Origin of the sequence: Bacillus cereus group sp. MYBK5-2, from assembly GCF_051915685.1 — a bacterium.
GTDB classification, from domain to species: Bacteria; Bacillota; Bacilli; order Bacillales; family Bacillaceae_G; genus Bacillus_A; species Bacillus_A cereus.
Genome location: NZ_JBQAFE010000003.1, coordinates 324,645 through 345,334, shown reverse-complemented (window position 1 = coordinate 345,334; position 20,690 = coordinate 324,645). Strand labels below are relative to the sequence as shown.

Sequence of the window (20,690 nt, the reverse complement as noted above, 5' to 3'; positions counted from 1 at the left end):
TCGTTTGCAATATAGGCTTTATTATTACACTTAAGGGAATACTATGTATAGAGATATTGAAGGGGGATTTTCTATATGTTTAAAGAAGCCATTTATCATAGGCCGAAAGATAATTATGCATACGCTTATGATGAACAAACAATTCACATCCGAGTACGTACTAAGAGAGATGATATTCAAAGCGCCGATCTTATTTACGGTGATCCTTACGAATGGAAAGACGGGAAATGGATATCAGCAAGTACACCCATGAAAAAAACGGGTTCTACTGCATTATTTGATTATTGGTCCATTTCAATCGAACCAAAATTTAAGCGCTTACGTTATGGGTTTGAATTAAAATCTGAAACAGACACTCTTATTTATGCAGAGCGAGGATTCTTTTCTAGCATTCCAAATGATGATGTTGGTAACTTTTTCTGTTTTCCATTTATTCATGCAGATGATGTATTCAAAGCACCATCTTGGATTAAAGACACCATTTGGTATCAGATTTTCCCTGAGCGATTCGCTAATGGCGATAGTACGCTGAATCCAGAAAACACCCTCCCTTGGGGAAGTGCGAATCCAACTCCAACTAATTTTTTCGGCGGAGATTTTTCTGGTGTTATTCAAAACCTTGATTACCTTGTTAAGCTTGGCATTTCCGGAATATATTTCACACCTATTTTCAAAGCTCATTCAAACCATAAATATGACACAATTGACTATATGGAAATTGACCCACAATTTGGGACGAAAGAAACTTTTAAAGAGCTCGTTGAAGAATGTCATAAGCACGGTATAAAAGTAATGCTCGATGCTGTGTTTAATCATAGTGGATACTTTTTCGAGAAATTTCAAGACGTACTAGAGAATGGTGAGAAGTCCGCATATAAAGAGTGGTTCCACATTCATGAATTTCCGATTATAACCGAACCACTTCCAAATTATGATACTTTCGCCTTTACACCGTATATGCCAAAATTAAATACAGCTCATCCAGATGTAAAAGAATACTTACTTGAAGTAGGACGTTATTGGGTACGAGAATTCAATATAGATGGCTGGCGCCTTGATGTCGCCAATGAAGTCGATCACAACTTTTGGAGAGAATTCCGAACTGAAATAAAGACACTAAATCCTGAAGTATATATTTTGGGAGAAATTTGGCACGATGCCCTTCCGTGGCTACAAGGCGATCAATTTGATGCTGTCATGAGCTATCCTGTTACAAACGCTCTACTTTCTTACTTTGCTAACGATTCCATTAAAGCAAGTGAATTCATGAAGCAAATTACAGAATCTCTACATTCCTACTCTATGAATGTAAATGAAGCAGCATTTCATTTATTAGACAGCCATGATACTCCAAGAATTTTAACAACATGCAACGGAGATAAAAATAAGTTGAAATTGCTCTATGTATTCCATCTTTCTTTCATCGGCTCTCCTTGTATTTATTACGGAGATGAAATTGGTATGGATGGCGGCATGGACCCTGATTGCCGTAAATGTATGATTTGGGATACTAAAGAACAAGATCATGCATTATTTACCCATATACAAACATTGATTTTATTACGGAAACAACATAAAGCATTTGGAGGACATGGTACTTTTCAATTCATCGAAGCAAATGATGAACATAATTATATTTCTTATACGAAAACATATGAGGATGAAACTATCTTTTTCGTTTTAAACCCTACTAATAGTGAAGTTACAGTTTCACTCCCTCTTCATGTTACTGGTAAGAAAATAATTAACATTTATACAAACGAAGAATTTTCAGCAGAAGCAAGTGTATTACAAGTTACACTTCCTCCATATGGATTCTCCATATTAAAATGGTAATCCAAAAAAGCCTTATGCCAAGTTTGAAGTGGCATAAGGCTTTTTCTTATTTCAATTTGAACACTATCGCTTCATACGGACGTAATGGAATGTTATCTATTGATCCGATTTCTACATCGTAATTGTGTATAAATAACTCTGATTCACTATAACTAATATCCTTAGGCATTTCAAATACACTTTCATCCGCAGTAAAGTTTGCAATGACAAGTAGTTTTTCATCTCCATATGTTCTTACATAAGCAAAAATAGAAGGGTCATTATCTAATATTAAATCATATGATCCATACACAACTATTTCATTATTTTTGCGTAGTTCAATTAATTTCTTATAGTAATAAAAAATTGAACCTTCATCTTGGATTGCTTGTTTCACATTAATCTCTTTATAGTTAGGATTTACAGTAATCCAAGGTTCACCTTTTGTAAATCCAGCGTGATTCTGATCATTCCACTGCATCGGAGTTCTAGCATTATCACGACCCTTTATATAAATAGATTCCATTACTTTTTCTATATCTTCACCATGGTCTATCACTTTTTCTTTATACATATTTAACGTTTCAATATCTCGATATTCATCAATTGATTGGAACCGAACGTTCGTCATTCCGATTTCCTCTCCTTGATAAATATATGGCGTTCCTTTCATCATATGAAGAACTGTCGCTAACATTTTTGCTGATTCAATGCGATACATTCCATCATTACCAAAACGAGATACAACGCGAGGCTGATCATGATTATTCCAATAAAGGCTATTCCATCCGGTATGCTCTAATGCTTTTTGCCACTTTGTTAAATTCTCTTTTAAAGTAAGAAGTGAGCATGGTTTTACATCCCACTTTCCACCTTCTCCTGAATCTAAATCCATATGTTCAAATTGGAATACCATTTGCAATTCTTTTCGTTCTTCTCCAGTATACAATTTCGCTTCTTCTGTCGTTACACCAGGCATTTCACCAACCGTCATAATATCATAATGCGATAATACTTCCTCATTCATTTCATGTAAATATTTATGAATGTTTGGACCGTTCATAAAATGCTTATGACCTGAAACATACCCCTCTTCTTCTGTTTCAACAGCTGGTAATCCCTCTTCTTTAGAAATAAAATTAATAACATCCATACGGAAGCCATCAATTCCTTTTTCTAACCAAAACTTCATCATTTCATAAACATCTTGTCTTACCTTTTCATTATCCCAATTTAAATCTGGCTGTTTTTTAGAAAACAGATGTAAATAATATTCATCTGTCATTTCATCATACTGCCATGCTGATCCACTAAACGCTGCTCCCCAGTTATTCGGCTCTTTTCCTTCTTTTCCAGGGCGCCATATATAGTAATCTCTATATTTATTATCTTTTGATTTACGTGATTCAATAAACCAATTATGTTCATCCGAAGTATGATTAACAACTAAGTCCATCATAAGTTTCATATTACGTTCATGCATTTCATGTAATAGCTCATCCCAATCTTCCATTGTTCCGAACTCGTTCATAATTTTACAATAATCGCTTATATCATAACCATTATCATCATTTGGAGATTCATAGACTGGTGATAACCAAATCACATCAATCCCTAACTCTTTTAAGTAATCTAGCTTTGAAATAATCCCTTGAAGATCTCCTATACCATCACCATTACTATCCATAAAGCTACGAGGATAAATTTGATATACTACACTTTCTTTCCACCATTGTTTTTCCATTATGCTACCCCATTTCATTCATCATTCATTTTTCTCTTTTTTAAGGCGCAAACGTTTTCATTAATGAATGATAACAGATTCTATCTCAATTTAAAATAGCGCTTACAATTTTTATTGTTCTTTTTCTAAGAAAACATATGAAAACCACTAATAAATCTCCAATAAATGAAAACGTTTTATTTTTTTATTTATTTTTTGAATCTATTCGTTTATAATGAACTCAAAGAAAACGTTTGCATAATTATTTCTAGGGGGAAATACCATGGCAGAACTTAAATTAGAAAACATTTATAAAATATATGATAATAACGTAACAGCTGTAACTGATTTTAATTTACACATTCAAGATAAAGAATTTATTGTATTTGTCGGTCCTTCTGGCTGCGGAAAATCTACAACATTACGAATGGTAGCTGGACTTGAAGATATTTCAAAAGGCGAGTTTTCAATTGATGGTAAACTAATGAATGATGTTCCTCCAAAAGATCGAGATATCGCTATGGTATTCCAAAACTACGCTCTTTATCCACATATGAGTGTATATGATAATATGGCATTTGGATTAAAACTTCGAAAAATACCAAAAGATGAAATCGATCGTCGTGTGAAAGATGCAGCAAAAATTTTAGGACTTGAACAATATTTAGATAGAAAACCGAAAGCATTATCAGGTGGACAGCGCCAACGTGTTGCTTTAGGTAGAGCAATCGTTCGAGATGCAAAAGTTTTCTTAATGGATGAACCATTATCAAACTTAGATGCTAAACTCCGTGTTGCAATGCGCTCAGAAATTTCTAAGCTACATCATCGTCTTGGAACAACAACAATTTATGTAACACATGATCAAACAGAAGCAATGACTATGGCTTCGCGTCTTGTCGTTATGAAGGATGGAAAAATCCAACAAATTGGAACTCCAAAAGAAGTATATGAAACACCAGAAAACATTTTCGTGGGTGGATTTATCGGCTCACCAGCTATGAACTTCTTCCGTGGTAAATTGACTGAAACCGATTTCGTTATAGACAATACTATAAAAATTAAAGTATCTGAAGGAAAAATGAAGATGCTACGTGAACAAGGCTATGTAAATAAGGAAATTGTTTTAGGTATTCGTCCAGAGGACATTCATGATGAACTACTATTTTTAGAAGCTTCACAATCTACTGCCTTCACAACAAAAATTGAAGTCGCTGAGTTATTAGGTGCTGAATCCATTTTATATATGAAACTTGGGAATCAAGATTTTGCGGCACGTGTAGATGCAAGACATACGTTTTCACCTGGTGACCAAATTAAATTAGCATTTGATATGAATAAAGCGCATTTCTTTGATAACCAAACTGAACAACGTATTCGCTAAAAAATTTATCTTTACTATACACATACAAAAAACCGTCCACATATATTGAGGGCGGTTTTCATTATTATACTAGGGCTTCTACTGTATGAAATGATTGTCCTTTCGTGCTAATAATACCGAAAATCGGTAAATCACTAAGCACCACTTCTTCTTGCTGTTTCATAAAAGATGACGTTAATTGTTTTATCTCTATCCAAACGTCATTAATACAAAGTACATTGGAATCGTTCTCTTGTTGGCGAGAAAAAATAGAATCTATTTTATATAAACCAGCATTTTGAAAAAGCATATCAATGCGACTGAATGCATTCAAAGTAATGCTAATAACGCGTTGCCAATCTCCTTGCTTTCCCATATCATAGGATACAAAAAGTGCTTCTCCGCCTAGATTCATAATTTCCTCCACTGTTGCTTGTCCACTCTCTTGATCAATGTCCGTCACAATAACTTTTGCGCCTTGTTTAGCCAACAAAAGAGCTGTATTACGTCCAATACCGATGCCACCGCCAGTTACGATAGCAACTTTTCCTGCAAGCTTCATTTTCATTACCCCTTCTATAAGTCTTACCGTCATTCAGTATACTCCTTTATAAGATTAATCTGCAAGCAAGAAAAATTGCTATTTAATTTGTAAACGTTTACTTTTTATCCTTCTTTTTTCTTATTATTACGCTGATCGAAAACTAGACCGATAAAAATGAGAATACCCCAAAAAATTATGCTACCTCCTGTCATTTTAACTTCCCCCTTATTATATAAAGTGAAATTTTACTCAGCCCCAATATGGCGGAATAAAGATATTATTTTTAATCATTATATCATTTTCTTAATTTTCAATCTATTATAAATAGAAATAACACATTTTGGCTTTTCCTTACTGTAAACATTCCCCATATACTTATAAAATCAAAAAGACCCTTTTATATATAAAAAGGTCTTTTTTTCATTATACAAGACTTATTACTTTCGTTTTTGTAATTAAATCCTGAAAACCACAATTATCTTTGCGGAACAACATCATATATACATTACATATTAATGGAATTCCTAATAGCAATACGTTCGGTAATAACACTACAAAAAATCTTATAATTAATGTTTGCAACGTTAGCTTTTCACTCTTCAATGAAATTAGTCTTATTCTCGTTATCTTTTTTCCAAGTGTAACACCGTTCCAAAGAAAGGGTAATACAATAAAATATATCGCCATTAATATGAAAACTACTGCAAAATCATATCTAAAATCACCTAAGCTTATATTAAAGCGCTTAAACATAGCACTATAGTTTCCGGTCATAATAGCTACTACTGCACCATACATAACCGAGATTAAAAACATGTCAATTAGGGAAGCACCTATGCGATTCATTACAAGCGCTGGACGATGCATCTTTAACTTCATTTTATGTCGACTCCTTCATATCCTTCTTTACCCGTCTCATCGTACCACTTCTAAAAAACATTGTAAACTAGCCTTTCTCTTACTTTTCTTGTACAATTTGTTACAATAGCATTATAAAGGAGGTTCCCATATTGAAAAAATGGATAATCCTATTCGTCGCCTTCCTATTAACTGGTTGTGCAGGAAACACAAGTCACTTAACTTATATGGTTAACGATGAATACGAACTCATACGTACTTCTGGAAATGCATTTGAACTTTTCCCCTCGCAAGATGCTGTATATGCCACACAATACATCCCTGCAAAAATTACAGACATTGCTTGGGATGATAAATACATTATTGCAAAACAAACTGAGGAAAAATCAGATCCAAATAACCCTGACGCAGCAATTGCAAATAAAAAAAGTGAACATTATTGGATTATTGATGTAAAGCACAATAAACGTTTCGGTCCCTACAATGAAAAGCAATTTAATGAACAAAAAGATGCGTTTAAAATTAAGGTGCCTTTTCAAAATGTAGATTCATACATAAAAGAAATAAAAAAACAGTCAGCATAATATTTGTATGCTGACTGTTTTGTCTTACATTATTTTAGTGAGATGTTAAACGTTTGTGGCTCTTTTACAACATCTTGTGTTTCTGAATCTCCTGCAAGTAAATCATCAGTTGTAAACTGAATATCCTTTACCTTGTCTTTTCCATCGTCAAGTATTAAACCAATAATACCATCTCTTATTTCACCAGGCTTATAGTCTTCTCTTGATACATTTTTTGTACCAACTAACGTATCTTCGTCATATAAAAAGTTTTGAGTGGCTACTTTAAAATGTTGCTTACCATTAATCATAACATCATTCATAGAGAAAAATTGCATATTTTTATTTCCGCTATTCTCCACTTTATATGTAATCTCAACGTAACGAATTGTATTACTAATCTCTGTTCCACTTAGCGATGCATATAATTCTGCATCTTCTTGGCTTACTTTATCCCCTAATCTACGTTTTACTTCTTCAGGAGTTAGTGCCGTGTATACTTTCAATGTATTTTTTGCCTTTTCACTCATTTGTGATAAAGAGATTACTTTCACATCTTGTACGTGAATTTTCATTGGCGCTACTTCAAATGTTTGATTCACAGAATGCATCTGCTCTAACTTGAAAGTACCCCATCCTGTTTCTTTCACTTTTTGTCCTACTTTTTTCAGCTCACGCCCACCATATTCTTTCGTTTCAGGAATAGATTCTTTCTTCTTCGGTTCAGCTTTCTTTTCTTCTTGATGGAAGCAACCACTTAACATAAGAAGAAAACTACATAAAACAAAAATACTTTTCCATGCTTTCATCATTTCATTTCTCCTAACGCTATCATTCATGAATATAAAATTAGTCCCTTGCTTTGTAAACTATAGAAACAATGACAATTCCACAAAATGAACTTGTCAGTCCAGATACTATTATACCTCCAATTTGGAAAATATGAAAATAGGGATCTAGGAACGCATGCACGATAAATATAAAAGCTGTCACAATGATTATCGAAACCCAATACTTTCTTTTTTCTAAAGCTACAATCATATCTTTCCCTGTTTCATCTTTATACTTCCATAGTACGTATAATAGCAATAATAAGCCAACACATGTACTCCCATGTTGCATATATTTATACAATGGAATACTGCGTAATTCAATTTGTAACAATGCTATTTTCATAACGAAATAGCCTGTATTATGAGTAAATGCATCCCAAACGACATGCGTGAGCATACCGAATAATGCAGAATAGCAAAATACAAAGAATTCTTTCCAGGTATGTAGCCCCCACCTCTCATCTATTGCATATGAATAATAACCAGCAAACGGTTTAGGCAAATGCGTTATAAACGGCTTTTTTAAAATGTAATGATATATGTATGCGATTAGAAATACAAGCGGTAAATTTAAATATAAGAACCCAAGCCATGTATGGCCAATAACACCATAGGGTCTAAAGTGCAAAAAATATTCAAAATCAGGCGCCATACTACCTAATATAAGAGCCGTTACTGAAATATGTTTAGAGTGCTTTTTCGCAAAAGGAAGAACTGCTGCTGGATGTGCAAATGTAAACGGCATACTTTAACTCCTTCTCACATTTTCAATAGAATATCATATATCATAACGAGAGAATGGATCTTCATGCAATATTTATTTTCACATTGGAATATGATAGTTTAAATGATATAATCCACATAAAATATTCAGAAAACAAGAAGGGATTCAGGTGTCATTAACACTTGTATTTGCTGCCTTTTTAAATTCAAAATCCGTTATGAATTGAGGTTTATATATTGATTGACGTACCCTTTTTACAAAATGTCACATTAAAAAAAGAAAATATCCCTAGTTTTTCCGCATATCCTTACTGCTTACCCGCTATTCGAACATTACAATCACTAGCTTTCCATCCAAATGTAACATTCATTATTGGAGAAAACGGAACAGGTAAATCAACATTACTTGAAGGAATTGCAATTGCGTTAGGTTTTAATGCAGAAGGTGGAACGAAGAACTTCCGCTTTAGCACAAACGATTCCCATTCATCTTTACATGAATACCTTCGCATTTCAAAAAGTTTCAATACACCAAACGACGGTTTCTTTCTTCGCGCTGAATCATTTTATAACGTTGCTTCTTATATTGATGAAATAGATGCTGATAGAGAAGCACGTGGGAATCCGGTTATCAACTCTTATGGTGGTATCTCACTACACAAACAATCACACGGTGAATCATTCTTCTCATTATTTATGAACCGTTTTTCAGGACAAGGTTTATACATTTTAGATGAGCCTGAGGCAGCTTTATCACCAATGAGACAACTTTCCATGCTCATTCGAATGCACGAACTAGCTGAACAAGGTTCACAATTTGTTATCGCGACGCATTCTCCTATTTTAATGGCTTATCCTGAATCCACTATATATTCTTTAACACAAGAGGGAATTCACGAATCCACATTAGAAGAAACTGAGCATTACCAAACGACGAAACTTTTCTTTGAAAATCGCGATCGATTATTCCATCATCTATTTGAGTCGTAAAAAAAGAAGCAGCAATAGCTGCTTCTTTTTTTATAGTGCTTCTATAAATAAGGCAACCCCGATACCGCCACCGACGCATAAAGAGGCAATTCCTTTTTCTAACCCACGTCTTTTTAATTCGTGAATTAAACTTACTGTAATACGAGCCCCTGTACAACCAATTGGATGCCCAAGTCCTACGCCACTACCGTTTACGTTCACTTTTTCACGGTCTAAGCCTAACTCTTTCTCTACAGCTAAATATTGAGCCGCGAAAGCTTCATTAATTTCAAGTAAATCTGCATCTTCCAATGACCAATCTACTTTTTCTAAACCTTTACGAATTGCTGGTGCTGGTCCAATACCCATAATTTTTGGATCTACTCCAGCTACTGAATATCCAACAATTCTAGCTAACGGTTGTAAACCTTTTTCTTTCGCTTTTTCTTCGCTCATTAATACTAGAACTGCACTCCCGTCATTAAGGCCAGATGCATTTCCAGCAGTCACTGATCCATCTTTACGGAATGCCGGCTTCAATCCAGCTAATTTTTCAGCTGTAATATCTGCACGTGGATGTTCATCCTTCGAAAATACAACTTCTTTTCTACGCTCTTTTATTGTAATAGGAACAATTTGATCGTCAAAGTATCCAGACTCGATTGCCTTCAGTGCCAATGTATGACTGCGAAGAGCAACTTCATCTTGTTCCTCTCTTGTAATTTCATATTGTTCAACTAAATTTTCTGCTGTTTCACCCATCATAATATGGTGAATCGGATCTTCTAACACTTCCCACACCGTATCACGAATTTCTCCGTGCTGTAGACGTTGTCCCCAGCGGTGCTGTTTCAATGCATAAGGGCTCGAACTCATCGCTTCTACCCCACCTGCAACAACAACATCACTTACACCTAATTGGATTTGCATTGCAGCTGACATAATTGCTTGCATACCTGAAGAACATTGACGTTGGATTGTATATCCCGTAACTGTGTCAGGAAATCCTGCCGCTAATGCAGCTGTTCTCGCCGTATTTGCTTCATCAGTTCTTTGAATACAATGACCTAAAATTACTTCATCAACTTCATGTGGTTCTACCCCGCCTCGTTTTACAGCTTCCTGAAGTACAGGAACAGCTAATTCTACTGGCGTTACATTTTTTAGCGCTCCTCCAAAAGTTCCAATTGGCGAACGAACTGCAGCTGTAATAACAACATTATGCATTTTGCACTTGCCCCTCTCTTATGTACCCTAGTCAGTTTTTAGGTGAAATTCCATAAGATGTATATCTATAACTATCATACTATAAACATACTAAAAAATCAAAATATTTAATATAATAAAAATAGAAGGAATTAACCTTCTATTCTGTCAGCGCATATAAAAACTTTTGTAAAATTTTCTCTGTCGTTTCATTCAATTTTGGCAACTTATCTACTGGAAAATATTGAAGTTTTAACCCTTCATGATCGAGCTTTAATTCCCCGCTCACATGATGTGCCTGATACAGATGAATAACATTGAAAATTTCATCGCCATTCGGATAACGGAAATATACTTCTTTTCCTGATAGAACACCAAGAAATTGCATTATTTTTGCAGTTAACCCCGTTTCCTCAAATAACTCTCTACGTGCAGTTTCTTCTGTCGTTTCGCCCAGTTCCATCGCCCCACCAGGTACACCCCAATCATATGTATCTGAACGATATTGAAGCAATACTTCTTGATTATCGTTTAATATAATAATTGCTGATCCTACGAGAATAAGCGGCCTTGTACCAACGACTTTTCGTAACTCTTCAATATACCCCATATGTAAATTCCCCTTTCCCTAACCTCCCTTATCATAACAAAATTTTGCTCTTTTTGTTCATGAAATTTTAAAGAAAAAAAGAAGCTTTCGCCTCCTTTTTTTCACCTTTATTTCTTAAAACTTTCATATTTTACAGCTTCAAAAGCTTCCTCAATTTCATCATTACGATAATGGACATATGTAAAACGCCCCAATTCTACTAATCTTGCTATTTCCTGTAACGCTTTATGCTGCTCATATGTTTCTTTCAGCTTAATATGTACATAAAACTTCATTAACGGATGTTCATATAAAGGTTCTCCCACCTCTACATATACATCTTCCACCCCTTGTACAACTCTTACATAACTTGCAAATTGATAAAGAGCTTCTCTGTCTGAAACGATTTTTAATGTATACATATATTCTCCCCCTTTTCTTTACTATATCAAAAAGATGATCACACTACGTTATAGAACTATGAAATTTTTTCGACTTGTCATCTATATATTCAATAAAGAAGGCGTTTATCCATACATGACATCTTTTCCCCACATATATTATAGGAAGAACTTTTTTTCAGTTGAGGTGTTCCTTATGGATCCATACGTCAATATATGTATTTGTATTACTCCCGGCGCCGATATTTCTGATGACCGCATCGCAAAAGATTTAGCTGTTGCAGAATCAATTTGGCACCCCATTACATTTCAAATTCAAGAAGTAATTGTATTAAATGAACTTTTCCGTTTTTTTGACCGTGAAATCAGTTATAAAAATTCCATTCAAAGTCAAGAAAAGCTGGCATCCTTTTTCCAAACATGTGTAAATGAAGCTCCTGAATGCGACCTTTATATTTGTTATATTGGCAGTGATTATTTCAAAGAAACAGCAGTAATTGCCTGCGCTTATTCTTTAGCAAAACAACAGCAACTTACTGGCTATATCGTTTTAACAAATTCGGCTGCTCCTATGAAAAATATATATACGCTCGCTCACGAAATCGGTCATATTTTATTTACAAGACGTGTTCACGGAAAACTTACTCATGCAGATCCTCATTCTCCAACCGGCTCCGAGCACCACCCTTCTCCAACAAATCTTATGTATCCGATAGTCCCTCGTCCAGAAAACGTTCATATTCATTCCTTATTAACAGCAGAACAAAAAGCGCTCTCTTTACAAAGCTCTTTATTACAAAGAAAAAAACAGTAACCCTCATGTTACTGTTTAAAACGACTTATTCCAATCAACAAACCAAATCCCGGCTGCTAGAAATAAAAATAGACAACTAAATGTAAATGTAATCCCTCTAAAAATCCCTATATAATATTTCTTTGGAAATAATTTTTGGTGTATCCAAAGCAGCCCTTTTCCAATAAAACCGAAGAACAGAATATAACCCGATGTGTCATCTAATAAAGTATCGAAATAGTCATCATGTACCTTTTTCAAAAAGGTAGTATAGAGCCCAAAAATCGTTAAACCTAAAAACACAATAGACAATATACCTAGAAATATACTTTGCATATTCGTTCCCCCCTTGATAAAAAATTCAGTTCGTTCACTTCACTATTAGTATAAAACTAGCTTACAGTTTTTTCCTCTTCATTTTTAAAAGACCATCTCATTAATACATATAAACTTCCGTACAGAAGTAAAGGCTCTAACATTCCCCAATATGGGTTTTGCTTCCCTAATTCTTTAAATACAAACATAATTAATAACGGTATGATAACAGCTAATATTCCAATCCATCCAAGTATGTACGCTTCACCAATTAGCAGTACTAATAAGATTATTCCAGCTAGTATATAACTTTGCATTGTAGTTAATTGCAATACAGGTGTCCCGTACCATTTATTCATAAACATTAATAACACTAATAATAAAATAGGTATCATTACTATTACATAAATAATTCCAAACTCTACTAATTTACTTTTAAAAGAAGACATTCTAAACGCAAAAACCGTTCCAATAATTGTAATAATTAAAACGATAGGATAACCAATTAACTGTACATTTGTTAACGTAAATTGTTGATTCGAATTTCCAAATAAAATATTGGTTAGTAACCAATACCCACCAATACCAATAATCATTCCTAAAACACTCTTTATACTTCCGCTTTTATCCTTCTCCATCTCTTTCGCTAATTCTTCCGCATACTCTTTTGGTGAGTCACCAAATATGTCCCTTACCGTCTTTCCCTTTTTTTCACCTTCTATTAAATGAAGTTCTGCATCTTCTAGAAAGGCGTCCACCTCTTCTTCTTTAATCCCTTTTGTTATTAAATATACTTTCGTATCGATTAAAAACTTTTCTCCTTCTTTAGAAACATTCATTTTAACCCCTCCCTTATTTAACCATTTCTCTTCTATTCGTCTTCATCATAATTTCAAGGAAAATTAAAATAAACAAACTTCCGTATAAACATATAATTTGAAATAGCATTGGCATAAGATCTTCCGATGTAAATGTTTTAAACAGTAACATAATAGAAAGTGGAATGATTAAATATAAGTTTTTAAACCATCCTTCAAAATATATATTTATCGCTACTGTGATCATAAAAATCCCACCAGCTACTATATAACTTTGGACTTCGGTGAATGTGAGCATTTTTGTAGGATATATCACATCTAATATCGTAACAGCTCCTAATAAAAACAATGGAGCAATCATAACTAAAGACCACATGGAAAACCATGTTTTTGTAAAGCTTGTGACGAAGGTCATTTTGCGAAGTAGAAAATTAGGACCTATAACAACTAAAATCAATGAAAAACTGTAACCGATACACTGAATAAGTGAAATCTGTAACATTCCATGATTCACTATTAAGATAGAAGCAATAATCCAAAACGATACGATATTCATTACTGTAAAACCAATTTGCTTCCACGTTTCCTGTCTATCTCTTTCCATTACTTTGACAAGTTCATTTGCATATTCTTTCGGTGAGCTTCCGAAAATATCTTCTACACTTTTCCCATCACTCTCACCCTCAATTAAATGGAGTTCCGCATCTTCTATAAAATTTTCAATATCGCTTTCTTTCACACTCTTTGCCGTCAAAAATAATCTCATATCTAACAAAAACTTTCGCGCTTCACTTGATAGCATTATTTTCTCCTTCCCTTCCCTTCAAGTAGACGTTCTACACTACTTTGCATCGTTTCCCAGCGATCCATAAATTCATCAAGTGCTTCCTCGCCTTTTTCTGTTAATGTATAATATTTTCTCTTTGGACCAGATGGAGATTCCTTCATTACGCTTGTTATTAGTCCTTCTTTTTGCATTCGTATTAATAACGGATAAATACTTCCCTCACTCGCCATTGTAAAACCATACTTCGCTAGCTTTTCACTCATTTCATAACCGTATATTTCGCCTTCAGAAATAATAGCAAGTAAGCATCCTTCTAAAATCCCTTTCAGCATTTGACTTGTCGACATAATTCAAATCCTCCTACTATCTTGCTTTACAAGATAGATAAGCGTAAGTATCTTGCTTTACAAAATAGTATAGCAAAGACTATTTTGCAAAACAAGATAGCTAACGATATTTTTTCCAAATGTTTGCAGGAATTTCATTATAGCTTCTCTAAATAGAGCACTATGAAAACTTTATTATGAAGGGATGTTTTTCATCATGGTTACAAATCGAGTTGTCTTTTTAACAGGTGCTGCAAGTGGCATTGGTTATGAAATGGGAAAGGCTTTTGCAAAAGAAGGTGCAAAAGTTGTGATTACCGATCGGCTTGAAGAACGCGCAAAAGAAGCTGCTGAACAATTACAAAATGAAGGTTTTCAAGCTATCGGTTTAAAATGTGACGTTACATCTGAAGAGGAAATTACAACAGCAATTTCTCAAACAGTTGATCATTTCGGTTCATTACATATATTAATTAACAACGCAGGAATGCAACACGTTTCACCCATTGAAGACTTTCCAACTGAAAAGTTCGAGCTACTAATTCAAATTATGCAAATTGCTCCGTTTATTGCAATTAAGCATGCCTTTCCGATTATGAAACAACAAAAATATGGTCGTATTATTAATGTCGCTTCTATTAACGGCCTTGTCGGGTTTGCTGGAAAAGCTGCCTACAATAGTGCAAAACATGGCGTAATTGGATTAACAAAAGTTGCCGCTTTAGAAGGTGCTACACATGGTATTACTGTTAATGCCCTTTGCCCTGGTTATGTTGATACCCCCCTTGTACATAATCAACTACAAGACTTAGCTACTACACGAAATGTACCACTTGAAAATGTTTTAGAAGATGTTATTTATCCACTCGTTCCACAAAAGCGCTTATTACAAGTACAAGAAATTGCAGATTATGCGATGTTTTTAGCGAGTGAAAAAGCTAAAGGTATAACTGGTCAAGCTGTCGTTATCGATGGTGGTTATACCGCTCAATAAAAATAAAGTTTGCTCAAGAAGAGCAAACTTTATTTTTTATCCCGAGGATCTTCGTACTTTAGTAATTGCCGCGGGAGCTTCTCAATTGCAACAATTACCCCCTCTAATTTACTTTCAATACGGTGGAGTAAATATAATGTTACAACAATCGGAAACCCTACATTACCTATCATCTTGATCCACTCTTCCACCCTCTTCCCCTCCTTTCATTATATAAGTAAGAGAAAACACTGCATTTAGGCATAAAAAAACAAGCTATTATGTATTAGCTTGTTTTTCAAATAATGATGCAATTTCTCGTTTATAGTCCCCGCGTATAATACCTTTCTCAGTAATAATTCCTGTAATTAATTCATTCGACGTTATGTCAAATGCTGGATTATAAACATCCGTTCCAATTGGTGCTACTTGTTTTCCAAAGATTTTCGTAACTTCTGTTTCATCTCTTTCTTCAATAATAATTTCGGCTCCAGTTTCTTTCGTAACATCAAATGTTGACAGTGGCGCAGCAACGTAAAATGGGATATTAAAGTACTTTGCTAAAATAGCTAAATTCATTGTCCCTATTTTATTGGCTGTATCTCCATTTGCGACAATTCGATCCGCCCCCACAATAATTGCGTTTATTTCTTTCGTTTGAATAGCATGAGCTGCAGTATTATCTGTTATAAGGGTCACATCAATATTTGCTTGCTTCAATTCCCACGTCGTTAAGCGACCACCTTGTAAAACTGGTCTCGTTTCACACGCATATGCATGTAAACGCACACCTTTCTCTTTTCCAATATAAAAGGGAGCTAATGCAGTTCCATATCTGGCAGTTGCGATACTTCCAGCGTTACAGATTGTTAAAATATTATCGCCATCTTTAAAACATGTTAACGCATATTCCCCAATATTTCGACACACCTCTTCATCTTCCTGTTGAATGCGAAGCGCTTCTTCTTCTAATATTTTTTGTGCTTCTTTTATTGTAGTAATCTCTCGAATAGATTCTCTCATACGATCAATTGCCCAAAATAAATTTACTGCCGTTGGGCGTGATGTCCCTAAATAGTTACAGTCTCTATTAAACTTCTTTTGAAATTCTTCGATATGTAAAGTATTATATTTTTTCGCTGCAAGCGCCAAGCCAAATGCAGCTACAATTCCAATTGCAGGCGCTCCGCGTACTTCTAACATTATGATACTTTTCCAAACCCCTTCAATAGTCGTTAATGTTTTGTATTCTGTGCTATGTGGCAATTTCGTTTGATTTAATACTGCAATTGCATCACCTTTCCAACTTACAGATCTCGGAACAGTAACAATTGTACTCATGCTTTTACACCCCTTGAAACTGTCTGTTGAAATAATGTTCGAAACAGTTGAATATCAGCACTTTTAGATTCATATTTTATTAGTTCTTTTCCTAAGGATAGCGCTTGTTTCTTAGCTTGAATTCTTGTTTCTTTATTTTCTATTTCATCTAAATCTGCTACATGAGCTAAACCAATTGTTCTACGAATTAGTTCACATCCGGCAAATCCAACAGCATCAGTAAAGATATTTTGCAAAATAATTGGTAACCATTGTTTTTCTTTCGTATATGCTTCTACACCTTCCCCAATCCATAACTTTGTAAAAGTCTCTACAAAATAACTCCACGTCTTTTCTATATGAAAAAATAGTACACTTCTCTTTTCTTCTTCTCTAGATAAAGCATTTAATAATAGATTTGCAATAAATTGACCTATATCAAATCCAAATGGGCCATATGTCGCAAATTCTGGATCAATCACTTTCGTTTCAGAAGGTGACGAAAAAATACTACCAGTATGTAAATCACCATGAATAAGAGTTTCTTTTCTTGTTAAGAACTTATATTTATATTGTGCTACTTTTAGTTTTAAAGTTTTATCACTCCAAAGTTCATCAACCACGAGCTGTAAATCTGGCTCATAATCATTTGTATCATAATGCCCAAAAGGATCTGTAAACACTAAATCCTCTGTAATTTTACATAGGTCCGGATTTACAAAGGTACCTTCTAGTATCCTCTTCTCTTCTGACTGTAAACCAAAATCTGAAGTGTAAAATAAAACATGTGCTAGAAAACGACCAATATGCTGGGATAAAAGCGGATATTCTTCTCCGTCTATTAATCCTTTTCTTGTAATTGTTAGTCTTGATAAGTCTTCTATTACCGTTATCGCTAACTCTTCATCATGACTGTACACTACTGGAACATAATCCGGTACATACTGCGCAAAAATTTGTAATGCCTTGCTTTCAATCGTTGCTCTTTTTATAGACAATGGCCAGCTTTCACCAACTACTTTAGCATAAGGCAGTGCTTGTTTTATTATAATGGATTTCTCTCCATCATCTAATTTGAACACGTAATTTAAGTTTCCATCTCCAATTTCATGACAAATGACATTTGCCTTCTCTTCAAAATAACCATGATCTTTCGCATATTGTACAGCTGTTATTTCTGTTAATGAATAATATCCCATCGTCTTCTCCCCCTTTTTAAATTCAGAGGTTTTTCTAACACAGAAAAACCTCTTTCCACTAAGAAAGAGGTTTGAAGTTTATCTTCTCCCCTCTTATCTGCCAGAAAGTTTTACTTTCTGCTGGAATTAGCACCGTGCCTTTTGGCGTAATAAACGCCCCATTTCACAATGGTATTACGGTCGGTTGCTGGGCTTCATCGGGCCAAATCCCTCCACCTGCTCTTGATAAGAGTTGTATAATTTTTTGAATTTTTAACTTTATGTTGATGACTATACCAAGAATAAAAATCACTTGTCAACATTTTATTTGTATAATTCTGGACGACGATCCGCAAAAACTGGAATTCCTTTTCGTACTTCTCTAATTTTCTCGAATACAAGCTCTCCAAATAAAATTGATTCCTCTTCATTTGCCTCTACTACAACTTCACCCCAAGGATCCACAATTAAAGAATGACCTGCAAACACATTATTCGGATCCTTTCCTGCTCTATTACACGCAACAACATAACACTGATTTTCAACTGCTCTTGCTTGCAATAGCAAACGCCAATGTGCTAAACGAACTAATGGCCATTCTGCTACAACAAATAATACTTTTGCCCCTTTAGCAGTATGAACACGCATCCACTCTGGAAAACGAATATCATAACAAATTGTTCCAGCGCATTCAACATCATCTAGCTTAAATTCGCCCGTACCATTACCAGCTATTAAATATTTATGTTCATCCATAAGCTGAAATAAATGTACTTTACTATATTCGTTGACTAACTGTCCTTCATTATTTACAACATACATCGTATTTGTAACGCCTTGCTCTGTTTGCTTTGCTATGGACCCACCAACAATATGTACATCATATTGCTTCGCCCATTCTATTAACTTTTCTTTCGTTTCCACTCCATCCCTATCTGCAATTTCAGAAAGTCTCGTTAAATCATATCCTGTTGTCCATAGTTCTGGTAAGACGATAACATCTGGCCTTTCCTTCATAGCTTCACTTATTTTATTTTTAGCATTCTCAATATTTTTTTCTACATCTCCAAAAACAATATCCATTTGAATACATGCGACTTTCATTTTTTCAGCCCCATTCTTATTTTTCTCTTTACAAAATACTGGAAAGATTATATCATTTGTCACTAGAATTGTAACAACTTTCAAAAGAGGTGGAAAGTATGAAATTATTTCAACCTTCTGAGATAGTAACATCATTGCCAACACAATTTTTCGCTTCACTTGTTGCAAAAGTTAACAAAGTCGTTGCAGCTGGTCACGATGTTATTAATCTAGGTCAAGGTAATCCAGATCAACCAACACCGCAGCATATCGTAAAAGCTTTACAAGATGCTGCCGAAAAGACCATTCATCATAAATATCCGCCATTTCGCGGACATGAAAGCTTAAAGGAAGCCGTGGCTACATTCTATAAACGTGAATACGGCGTGGAATTAAACCCAAAAACTGAAGTTGCTATTTTGTTTGGAGGGAAGGCTGGACTAGTAGAATTACCGATTTGTTTTACAAATCCCGGTGATACGATTCTCGTTCCGGATCCAGGTTATCCAGATTATTTATCCGGGGTTGCTTTAGCAAAAGCACACTTTGAAACAATGCCGCTTATTGCAGAAAATAACTTTTTACCAGATTATACGAACATTGATGACTCTATTGCAGAGCGTGCAAAATTAATGTTTTTAAACTATCCAAATAATCCTACCGGTGCTACTGCATCAAAAGATTTTTTTGATGCAACCATTCACTTTGCTAATAAACATAATATATTAGTTGTTCACGATTTTGCTTATGGCGCTATCGGATTTGATGGTCAAAAACCTGTTAGTTTCTTGCAAGCAGATGGTGCGAAAGATATAGGAATTGAAATTTACACATTATCAAAAACTTTCAATATGGCTGGCTGGCGCATCGCTTTTGCTGTAGGGAATGAAAGTGTGATTGAAACAATTAACCTATTACAAGATCATATGTATGTTAGTATATTCGGTGCAGTTCAAGATGCTGCTCGAGAAGCGCTATTAAGTTCACAGTCTTGTGTAATAGACCTTGTAAATAGTTACGAATCTCGAAGAAACGCTCTTATTTCAGCCTGTCACTCAATTGGTTGGAATGTAGACATTCCAACAGGATCATTCTTTGCATGGCTTCCCGTTCCAAAAGGATATACCTCTGAGCAATTTTCTAATATTTTACTAGAAAAAGCACATGTCGCAGTTGCTCCTGGTGTTGGATTTGGTGAGCATGGGGAAGGGTATGTCCGTGTTGGTCTCTTGCATACAGAAGATAGATTACGAGAAGCCATTAATCGAATTGATAAATTAAATTTTTTCAAAAAGTAATTGACAACACGAAAAATATCTGACAAAATTCAGTTATCTTAAAAATTTAAACATTTCTAAATACTTCTTATCAAGAGCAGGTGGAGGGACGAGCCCGACGAAACCCGGCAACCGATCTACAATGGTAGACACGGTGCTAATTCTCGCAGCATTACGCTGACAGATAAGGAGCTGGTTGTAAAAAAACCTCTCCTTAGCTGAGAGGTTTTTTT

Annotated in this window: 24 protein-coding genes and 2 riboswitches; of the genes, 7 read left to right on the top strand and 17 right to left on the bottom strand. The window is 34.7% G+C overall.

The window, feature by feature from the left end; genetic code table 11:
- Positions 1 to 75 precede the first annotated feature (75 nt).
- Positions 76 to 1,836: an alpha-glycosidase gene (locus tag ACTFP3_RS14200; RefSeq protein WP_000471782.1), complete on the top strand. Its 1,761-nt coding sequence runs from the start codon at positions 76 to 78 to the stop codon at positions 1,834 to 1,836.
- Positions 1,837 to 1,882: 46 nt separating this feature from the next.
- On the opposite strand, the gene malL is transcribed toward ACTFP3_RS14200, so the two are convergent.
- Positions 1,883 to 3,559 (bottom strand): oligo-1,6-glucosidase, encoded by a 1,677-nt coding sequence (gene malL / locus ACTFP3_RS14195; RefSeq protein WP_000415178.1) that lies wholly within the window; start codon positions 3,557 to 3,559, stop codon positions 1,883 to 1,885.
- A 262-nt stretch (positions 3,560 to 3,821) separates the two neighbouring features.
- On the opposite strand from malL, the gene ACTFP3_RS14190 reads away from it, so the two are divergent.
- On the top strand, positions 3,822 to 4,922 hold the full coding sequence (locus ACTFP3_RS14190) for an ABC transporter ATP-binding protein (RefSeq protein ID WP_000818931.1): 1,101 nt from the start codon (positions 3,822 to 3,824) through the stop codon (positions 4,920 to 4,922).
- Positions 4,923 to 4,986: 64 nt separating this feature from the next.
- Here the strand turns inward: ACTFP3_RS14190 and ACTFP3_RS14185 are convergent, their stop codons facing one another.
- The 3 genes from ACTFP3_RS14185 to ACTFP3_RS14175 all read right to left on the bottom strand — a co-directional run bounded on the left by ACTFP3_RS14185 (position 4,987) and on the right by ACTFP3_RS14175 (position 6,324).
- Positions 4,987 to 5,496: an SDR family NAD(P)-dependent oxidoreductase gene (locus ACTFP3_RS14185; RefSeq protein ID WP_000218410.1), complete on the bottom strand. Its 510-nt coding sequence runs from the start codon at positions 5,494 to 5,496 to the stop codon at positions 4,987 to 4,989.
- A gap of 71 nt (positions 5,497 to 5,567) precedes the next feature.
- The gene (locus tag ACTFP3_RS14180) at positions 5,568 to 5,657 is read right to left on the bottom strand and encodes a hypothetical protein (protein ID WP_000145636.1); all 90 of its coding nucleotides are present in this window, start codon (positions 5,655 to 5,657) and stop codon (positions 5,568 to 5,570) included.
- Positions 5,658 to 5,868: 211 nt separating this feature from the next.
- On the bottom strand, positions 5,869 to 6,324 hold the full coding sequence (locus ACTFP3_RS14175; RefSeq protein WP_440010745.1) for an RDD family protein: 456 nt from the start codon (positions 6,322 to 6,324) through the stop codon (positions 5,869 to 5,871).
- Positions 6,325 to 6,455: 131 nt separating this feature from the next.
- On the opposite strand from ACTFP3_RS14175, the gene ACTFP3_RS14170 reads away from it, so the two are divergent.
- A complete protein-coding gene (locus ACTFP3_RS14170) occupies positions 6,456 to 6,887 on the top strand; it encodes a DUF3997 domain-containing protein (protein ID WP_000758787.1) in 432 nt (143 codons plus the stop codon).
- 29 nt (positions 6,888 to 6,916) lie between these two features.
- On the opposite strand, the gene ACTFP3_RS14165 is transcribed toward ACTFP3_RS14170, so the two are convergent.
- Positions 6,917 to 7,678, bottom strand: a complete 762-nt coding sequence (locus tag ACTFP3_RS14165) for a hypothetical protein (protein WP_000973899.1) — start codon at positions 7,676 to 7,678, stop codon at positions 6,917 to 6,919.
- A gap of 37 nt (positions 7,679 to 7,715) precedes the next feature.
- Positions 7,716 to 8,444, bottom strand: a complete 729-nt coding sequence (locus tag ACTFP3_RS14160) for a DUF4184 family protein (protein WP_001116855.1) — start codon at positions 8,442 to 8,444, stop codon at positions 7,716 to 7,718.
- Between the two features lie 215 nt (positions 8,445 to 8,659).
- Between ACTFP3_RS14160 and ACTFP3_RS14155 the strand changes: the two genes are divergently transcribed.
- Positions 8,660 to 9,412: an AAA family ATPase gene (locus tag ACTFP3_RS14155; RefSeq protein WP_000567998.1), complete on the top strand. Its 753-nt coding sequence runs from the start codon at positions 8,660 to 8,662 to the stop codon at positions 9,410 to 9,412.
- 30 nt (positions 9,413 to 9,442) lie between these two features.
- On the opposite strand, the gene ACTFP3_RS14150 is transcribed toward ACTFP3_RS14155, so the two are convergent.
- From ACTFP3_RS14150 to ACTFP3_RS14140, 3 genes are all read right to left on the bottom strand, one after another.
- Complete coding sequence (locus ACTFP3_RS14150; RefSeq protein WP_000552078.1) at positions 9,443 to 10,618, bottom strand: acetyl-CoA C-acetyltransferase; 1,176 nt, start codon at positions 10,616 to 10,618, stop codon at positions 9,443 to 9,445.
- Positions 10,619 to 10,757: 139 nt separating this feature from the next.
- Positions 10,758 to 11,207 carry an NUDIX hydrolase gene (locus tag ACTFP3_RS14145; RefSeq protein WP_000540529.1) on the bottom strand — a complete coding sequence of 150 codons (450 nt, stop codon included), beginning with the start codon at positions 11,205 to 11,207 and terminating at the stop codon, positions 10,758 to 10,760.
- Positions 11,208 to 11,314: 107 nt separating this feature from the next.
- The gene (locus tag ACTFP3_RS14140) at positions 11,315 to 11,608 is read right to left on the bottom strand and encodes a DUF3928 family protein (protein WP_000288330.1); all 294 of its coding nucleotides are present in this window, start codon (positions 11,606 to 11,608) and stop codon (positions 11,315 to 11,317) included.
- Between the two features lie 175 nt (positions 11,609 to 11,783).
- Here ACTFP3_RS14140 and ACTFP3_RS14135 point away from each other — a divergent pair, with 175 nt between their 5' ends.
- Positions 11,784 to 12,401 (top strand): ImmA/IrrE family metallo-endopeptidase, encoded by a 618-nt coding sequence (locus ACTFP3_RS14135; protein WP_000371607.1) that lies wholly within the window; start codon positions 11,784 to 11,786, stop codon positions 12,399 to 12,401.
- A gap of 15 nt (positions 12,402 to 12,416) precedes the next feature.
- Here the strand turns inward: ACTFP3_RS14135 and ACTFP3_RS14130 are convergent, their stop codons facing one another.
- Genes ACTFP3_RS14130 through ACTFP3_RS14115 form a run of 4 tightly spaced genes read right to left on the bottom strand, consistent with a single transcriptional unit; the run spans position 12,417 to position 14,647 of the window.
- Positions 12,417 to 12,716 carry a hypothetical protein gene (locus tag ACTFP3_RS14130; RefSeq protein ID WP_001190641.1) on the bottom strand — a complete coding sequence of 100 codons (300 nt, stop codon included), beginning with the start codon at positions 12,714 to 12,716 and terminating at the stop codon, positions 12,417 to 12,419.
- 56 nt (positions 12,717 to 12,772) lie between these two features.
- The gene (locus ACTFP3_RS14125; protein ID WP_163093024.1) at positions 12,773 to 13,534 is read right to left on the bottom strand and encodes a DUF1129 domain-containing protein; all 762 of its coding nucleotides are present in this window, start codon (positions 13,532 to 13,534) and stop codon (positions 12,773 to 12,775) included.
- A 13-nt stretch (positions 13,535 to 13,547) separates the two neighbouring features.
- On the bottom strand, positions 13,548 to 14,315 hold the full coding sequence (locus ACTFP3_RS14120; protein ID WP_000952889.1) for a DUF1129 domain-containing protein: 768 nt from the start codon (positions 14,313 to 14,315) through the stop codon (positions 13,548 to 13,550).
- Positions 14,315 to 14,647, bottom strand: coding sequence for a PadR family transcriptional regulator (locus ACTFP3_RS14115; RefSeq protein ID WP_000107982.1), 333 nt, complete (start codon positions 14,645 to 14,647; stop codon positions 14,315 to 14,317). The genes ACTFP3_RS14120 and ACTFP3_RS14115 overlap by 1 nt, the downstream gene beginning before the upstream one ends.
- Before the next feature lie 196 nt (positions 14,648 to 14,843).
- Between ACTFP3_RS14115 and ACTFP3_RS14110 the strand changes: the two genes are divergently transcribed.
- Positions 14,844 to 15,620 carry a 3-hydroxybutyrate dehydrogenase gene (locus ACTFP3_RS14110; protein WP_163093023.1) on the top strand — a complete coding sequence of 259 codons (777 nt, stop codon included), beginning with the start codon at positions 14,844 to 14,846 and terminating at the stop codon, positions 15,618 to 15,620.
- Between the two features lie 29 nt (positions 15,621 to 15,649).
- Here the strand turns inward: ACTFP3_RS14110 and ACTFP3_RS14105 are convergent, their stop codons facing one another.
- The 4 genes from ACTFP3_RS14105 to ACTFP3_RS14090 all read right to left on the bottom strand — a co-directional run bounded on the left by ACTFP3_RS14105 (position 15,650) and on the right by ACTFP3_RS14090 (position 19,285).
- The gene (locus ACTFP3_RS14105; protein ID WP_000393336.1) at positions 15,650 to 15,811 is read right to left on the bottom strand and encodes a YvrJ family protein; all 162 of its coding nucleotides are present in this window, start codon (positions 15,809 to 15,811) and stop codon (positions 15,650 to 15,652) included.
- 67 nt (positions 15,812 to 15,878) lie between these two features.
- Positions 15,879 to 16,940, bottom strand: a complete 1,062-nt coding sequence (mtnA, locus tag ACTFP3_RS14100) for an S-methyl-5-thioribose-1-phosphate isomerase (RefSeq protein WP_163093022.1) — start codon at positions 16,938 to 16,940, stop codon at positions 15,879 to 15,881.
- Positions 16,937 to 18,118 carry an S-methyl-5-thioribose kinase gene (gene mtnK, locus ACTFP3_RS14095; RefSeq protein ID WP_000542682.1) on the bottom strand — a complete coding sequence of 394 codons (1,182 nt, stop codon included), beginning with the start codon at positions 18,116 to 18,118 and terminating at the stop codon, positions 16,937 to 16,939. Before mtnK ends, mtnA begins: the two co-directional genes overlap by 4 nt.
- Before the next feature lie 90 nt (positions 18,119 to 18,208).
- A riboswitch (SAM riboswitch) is annotated at positions 18,209 to 18,350 on the bottom strand.
- Between the two features lie 71 nt (positions 18,351 to 18,421).
- Complete coding sequence (locus tag ACTFP3_RS14090) at positions 18,422 to 19,285, bottom strand: carbon-nitrogen family hydrolase (protein WP_016123295.1); 864 nt, start codon at positions 19,283 to 19,285, stop codon at positions 18,422 to 18,424.
- A 14-nt stretch (positions 19,286 to 19,299) separates the two neighbouring features.
- Here ACTFP3_RS14090 and ACTFP3_RS14085 point away from each other — a divergent pair, with 14 nt between their 5' ends.
- Positions 19,300 to 20,478 carry a pyridoxal phosphate-dependent aminotransferase gene (locus ACTFP3_RS14085; RefSeq protein WP_113304654.1) on the top strand — a complete coding sequence of 393 codons (1,179 nt, stop codon included), beginning with the start codon at positions 19,300 to 19,302 and terminating at the stop codon, positions 20,476 to 20,478.
- A gap of 64 nt (positions 20,479 to 20,542) precedes the next feature.
- A riboswitch (SAM riboswitch) is annotated at positions 20,543 to 20,648 on the top strand.
- The last annotated feature ends 42 nt before the right edge of the window (positions 20,649 to 20,690 follow it).

Excerpts from the sequence above, each read along its gene's own strand:
- ACTFP3_RS14200 (WP_000471782.1), top strand. The coding sequence starts at position 76 with ATGTTTAAAGAAGCCATTTATCATAGGCCGAAAGATAATTATGCATAC.
- malL (WP_000415178.1), bottom strand. The coding sequence starts at position 3,559 with ATGGAAAAACAATGGTGGAAAGAAAGTGTAGTATATCAAATTTATCCT.
- ACTFP3_RS14190 (WP_000818931.1), top strand. The coding sequence starts at position 3,822 with ATGGCAGAACTTAAATTAGAAAACATTTATAAAATATATGATAATAAC.
- ACTFP3_RS14185 (WP_000218410.1), bottom strand. The coding sequence starts at position 5,496 with ATGACGGTAAGACTTATAGAAGGGGTAATGAAAATGAAGCTTGCAGGA.
- ACTFP3_RS14180 (WP_000145636.1), bottom strand. The coding sequence starts at position 5,657 with ATGACAGGAGGTAGCATAATTTTTTGGGGTATTCTCATTTTTATCGGT.
- ACTFP3_RS14175 (WP_440010745.1), bottom strand. The coding sequence starts at position 6,324 with ATGAAGTTAAAGATGCATCGTCCAGCGCTTGTAATGAATCGCATAGGT.
- ACTFP3_RS14165 (WP_000973899.1), bottom strand. The coding sequence starts at position 7,678 with ATGATGAAAGCATGGAAAAGTATTTTTGTTTTATGTAGTTTTCTTCTT.
- ACTFP3_RS14160 (WP_001116855.1), bottom strand. The coding sequence starts at position 8,444 with ATGCCGTTTACATTTGCACATCCAGCAGCAGTTCTTCCTTTTGCGAAA.
- ACTFP3_RS14150 (WP_000552078.1), bottom strand. The coding sequence starts at position 10,618 with ATGCATAATGTTGTTATTACAGCTGCAGTTCGTTCGCCAATTGGAACT.
- ACTFP3_RS14145 (WP_000540529.1), bottom strand. The coding sequence starts at position 11,207 with ATGGGGTATATTGAAGAGTTACGAAAAGTCGTTGGTACAAGGCCGCTT.
- ACTFP3_RS14140 (WP_000288330.1), bottom strand. The coding sequence starts at position 11,608 with ATGTATACATTAAAAATCGTTTCAGACAGAGAAGCTCTTTATCAATTT.
- ACTFP3_RS14135 (WP_000371607.1), top strand. The coding sequence starts at position 11,784 with ATGGATCCATACGTCAATATATGTATTTGTATTACTCCCGGCGCCGAT.
- ACTFP3_RS14130 (WP_001190641.1), bottom strand. The coding sequence starts at position 12,716 with ATGCAAAGTATATTTCTAGGTATATTGTCTATTGTGTTTTTAGGTTTA.
- ACTFP3_RS14125 (WP_163093024.1), bottom strand. The coding sequence starts at position 13,534 with ATGAATGTTTCTAAAGAAGGAGAAAAGTTTTTAATCGATACGAAAGTA.
- ACTFP3_RS14120 (WP_000952889.1), bottom strand. The coding sequence starts at position 14,315 with ATGCTATCAAGTGAAGCGCGAAAGTTTTTGTTAGATATGAGATTATTT.
- ACTFP3_RS14115 (WP_000107982.1), bottom strand. The coding sequence starts at position 14,647 with ATGTCGACAAGTCAAATGCTGAAAGGGATTTTAGAAGGATGCTTACTT.
- ACTFP3_RS14110 (WP_163093023.1), top strand. The coding sequence starts at position 14,844 with ATGGTTACAAATCGAGTTGTCTTTTTAACAGGTGCTGCAAGTGGCATT.
- mtnA (WP_163093022.1), bottom strand. The coding sequence starts at position 16,940 with ATGAGTACAATTGTTACTGTTCCGAGATCTGTAAGTTGGAAAGGTGAT.
- mtnK (WP_000542682.1), bottom strand. The coding sequence starts at position 18,118 with ATGGGATATTATTCATTAACAGAAATAACAGCTGTACAATATGCGAAA.
- ACTFP3_RS14085 (WP_113304654.1), top strand. The coding sequence starts at position 19,300 with ATGAAATTATTTCAACCTTCTGAGATAGTAACATCATTGCCAACACAA.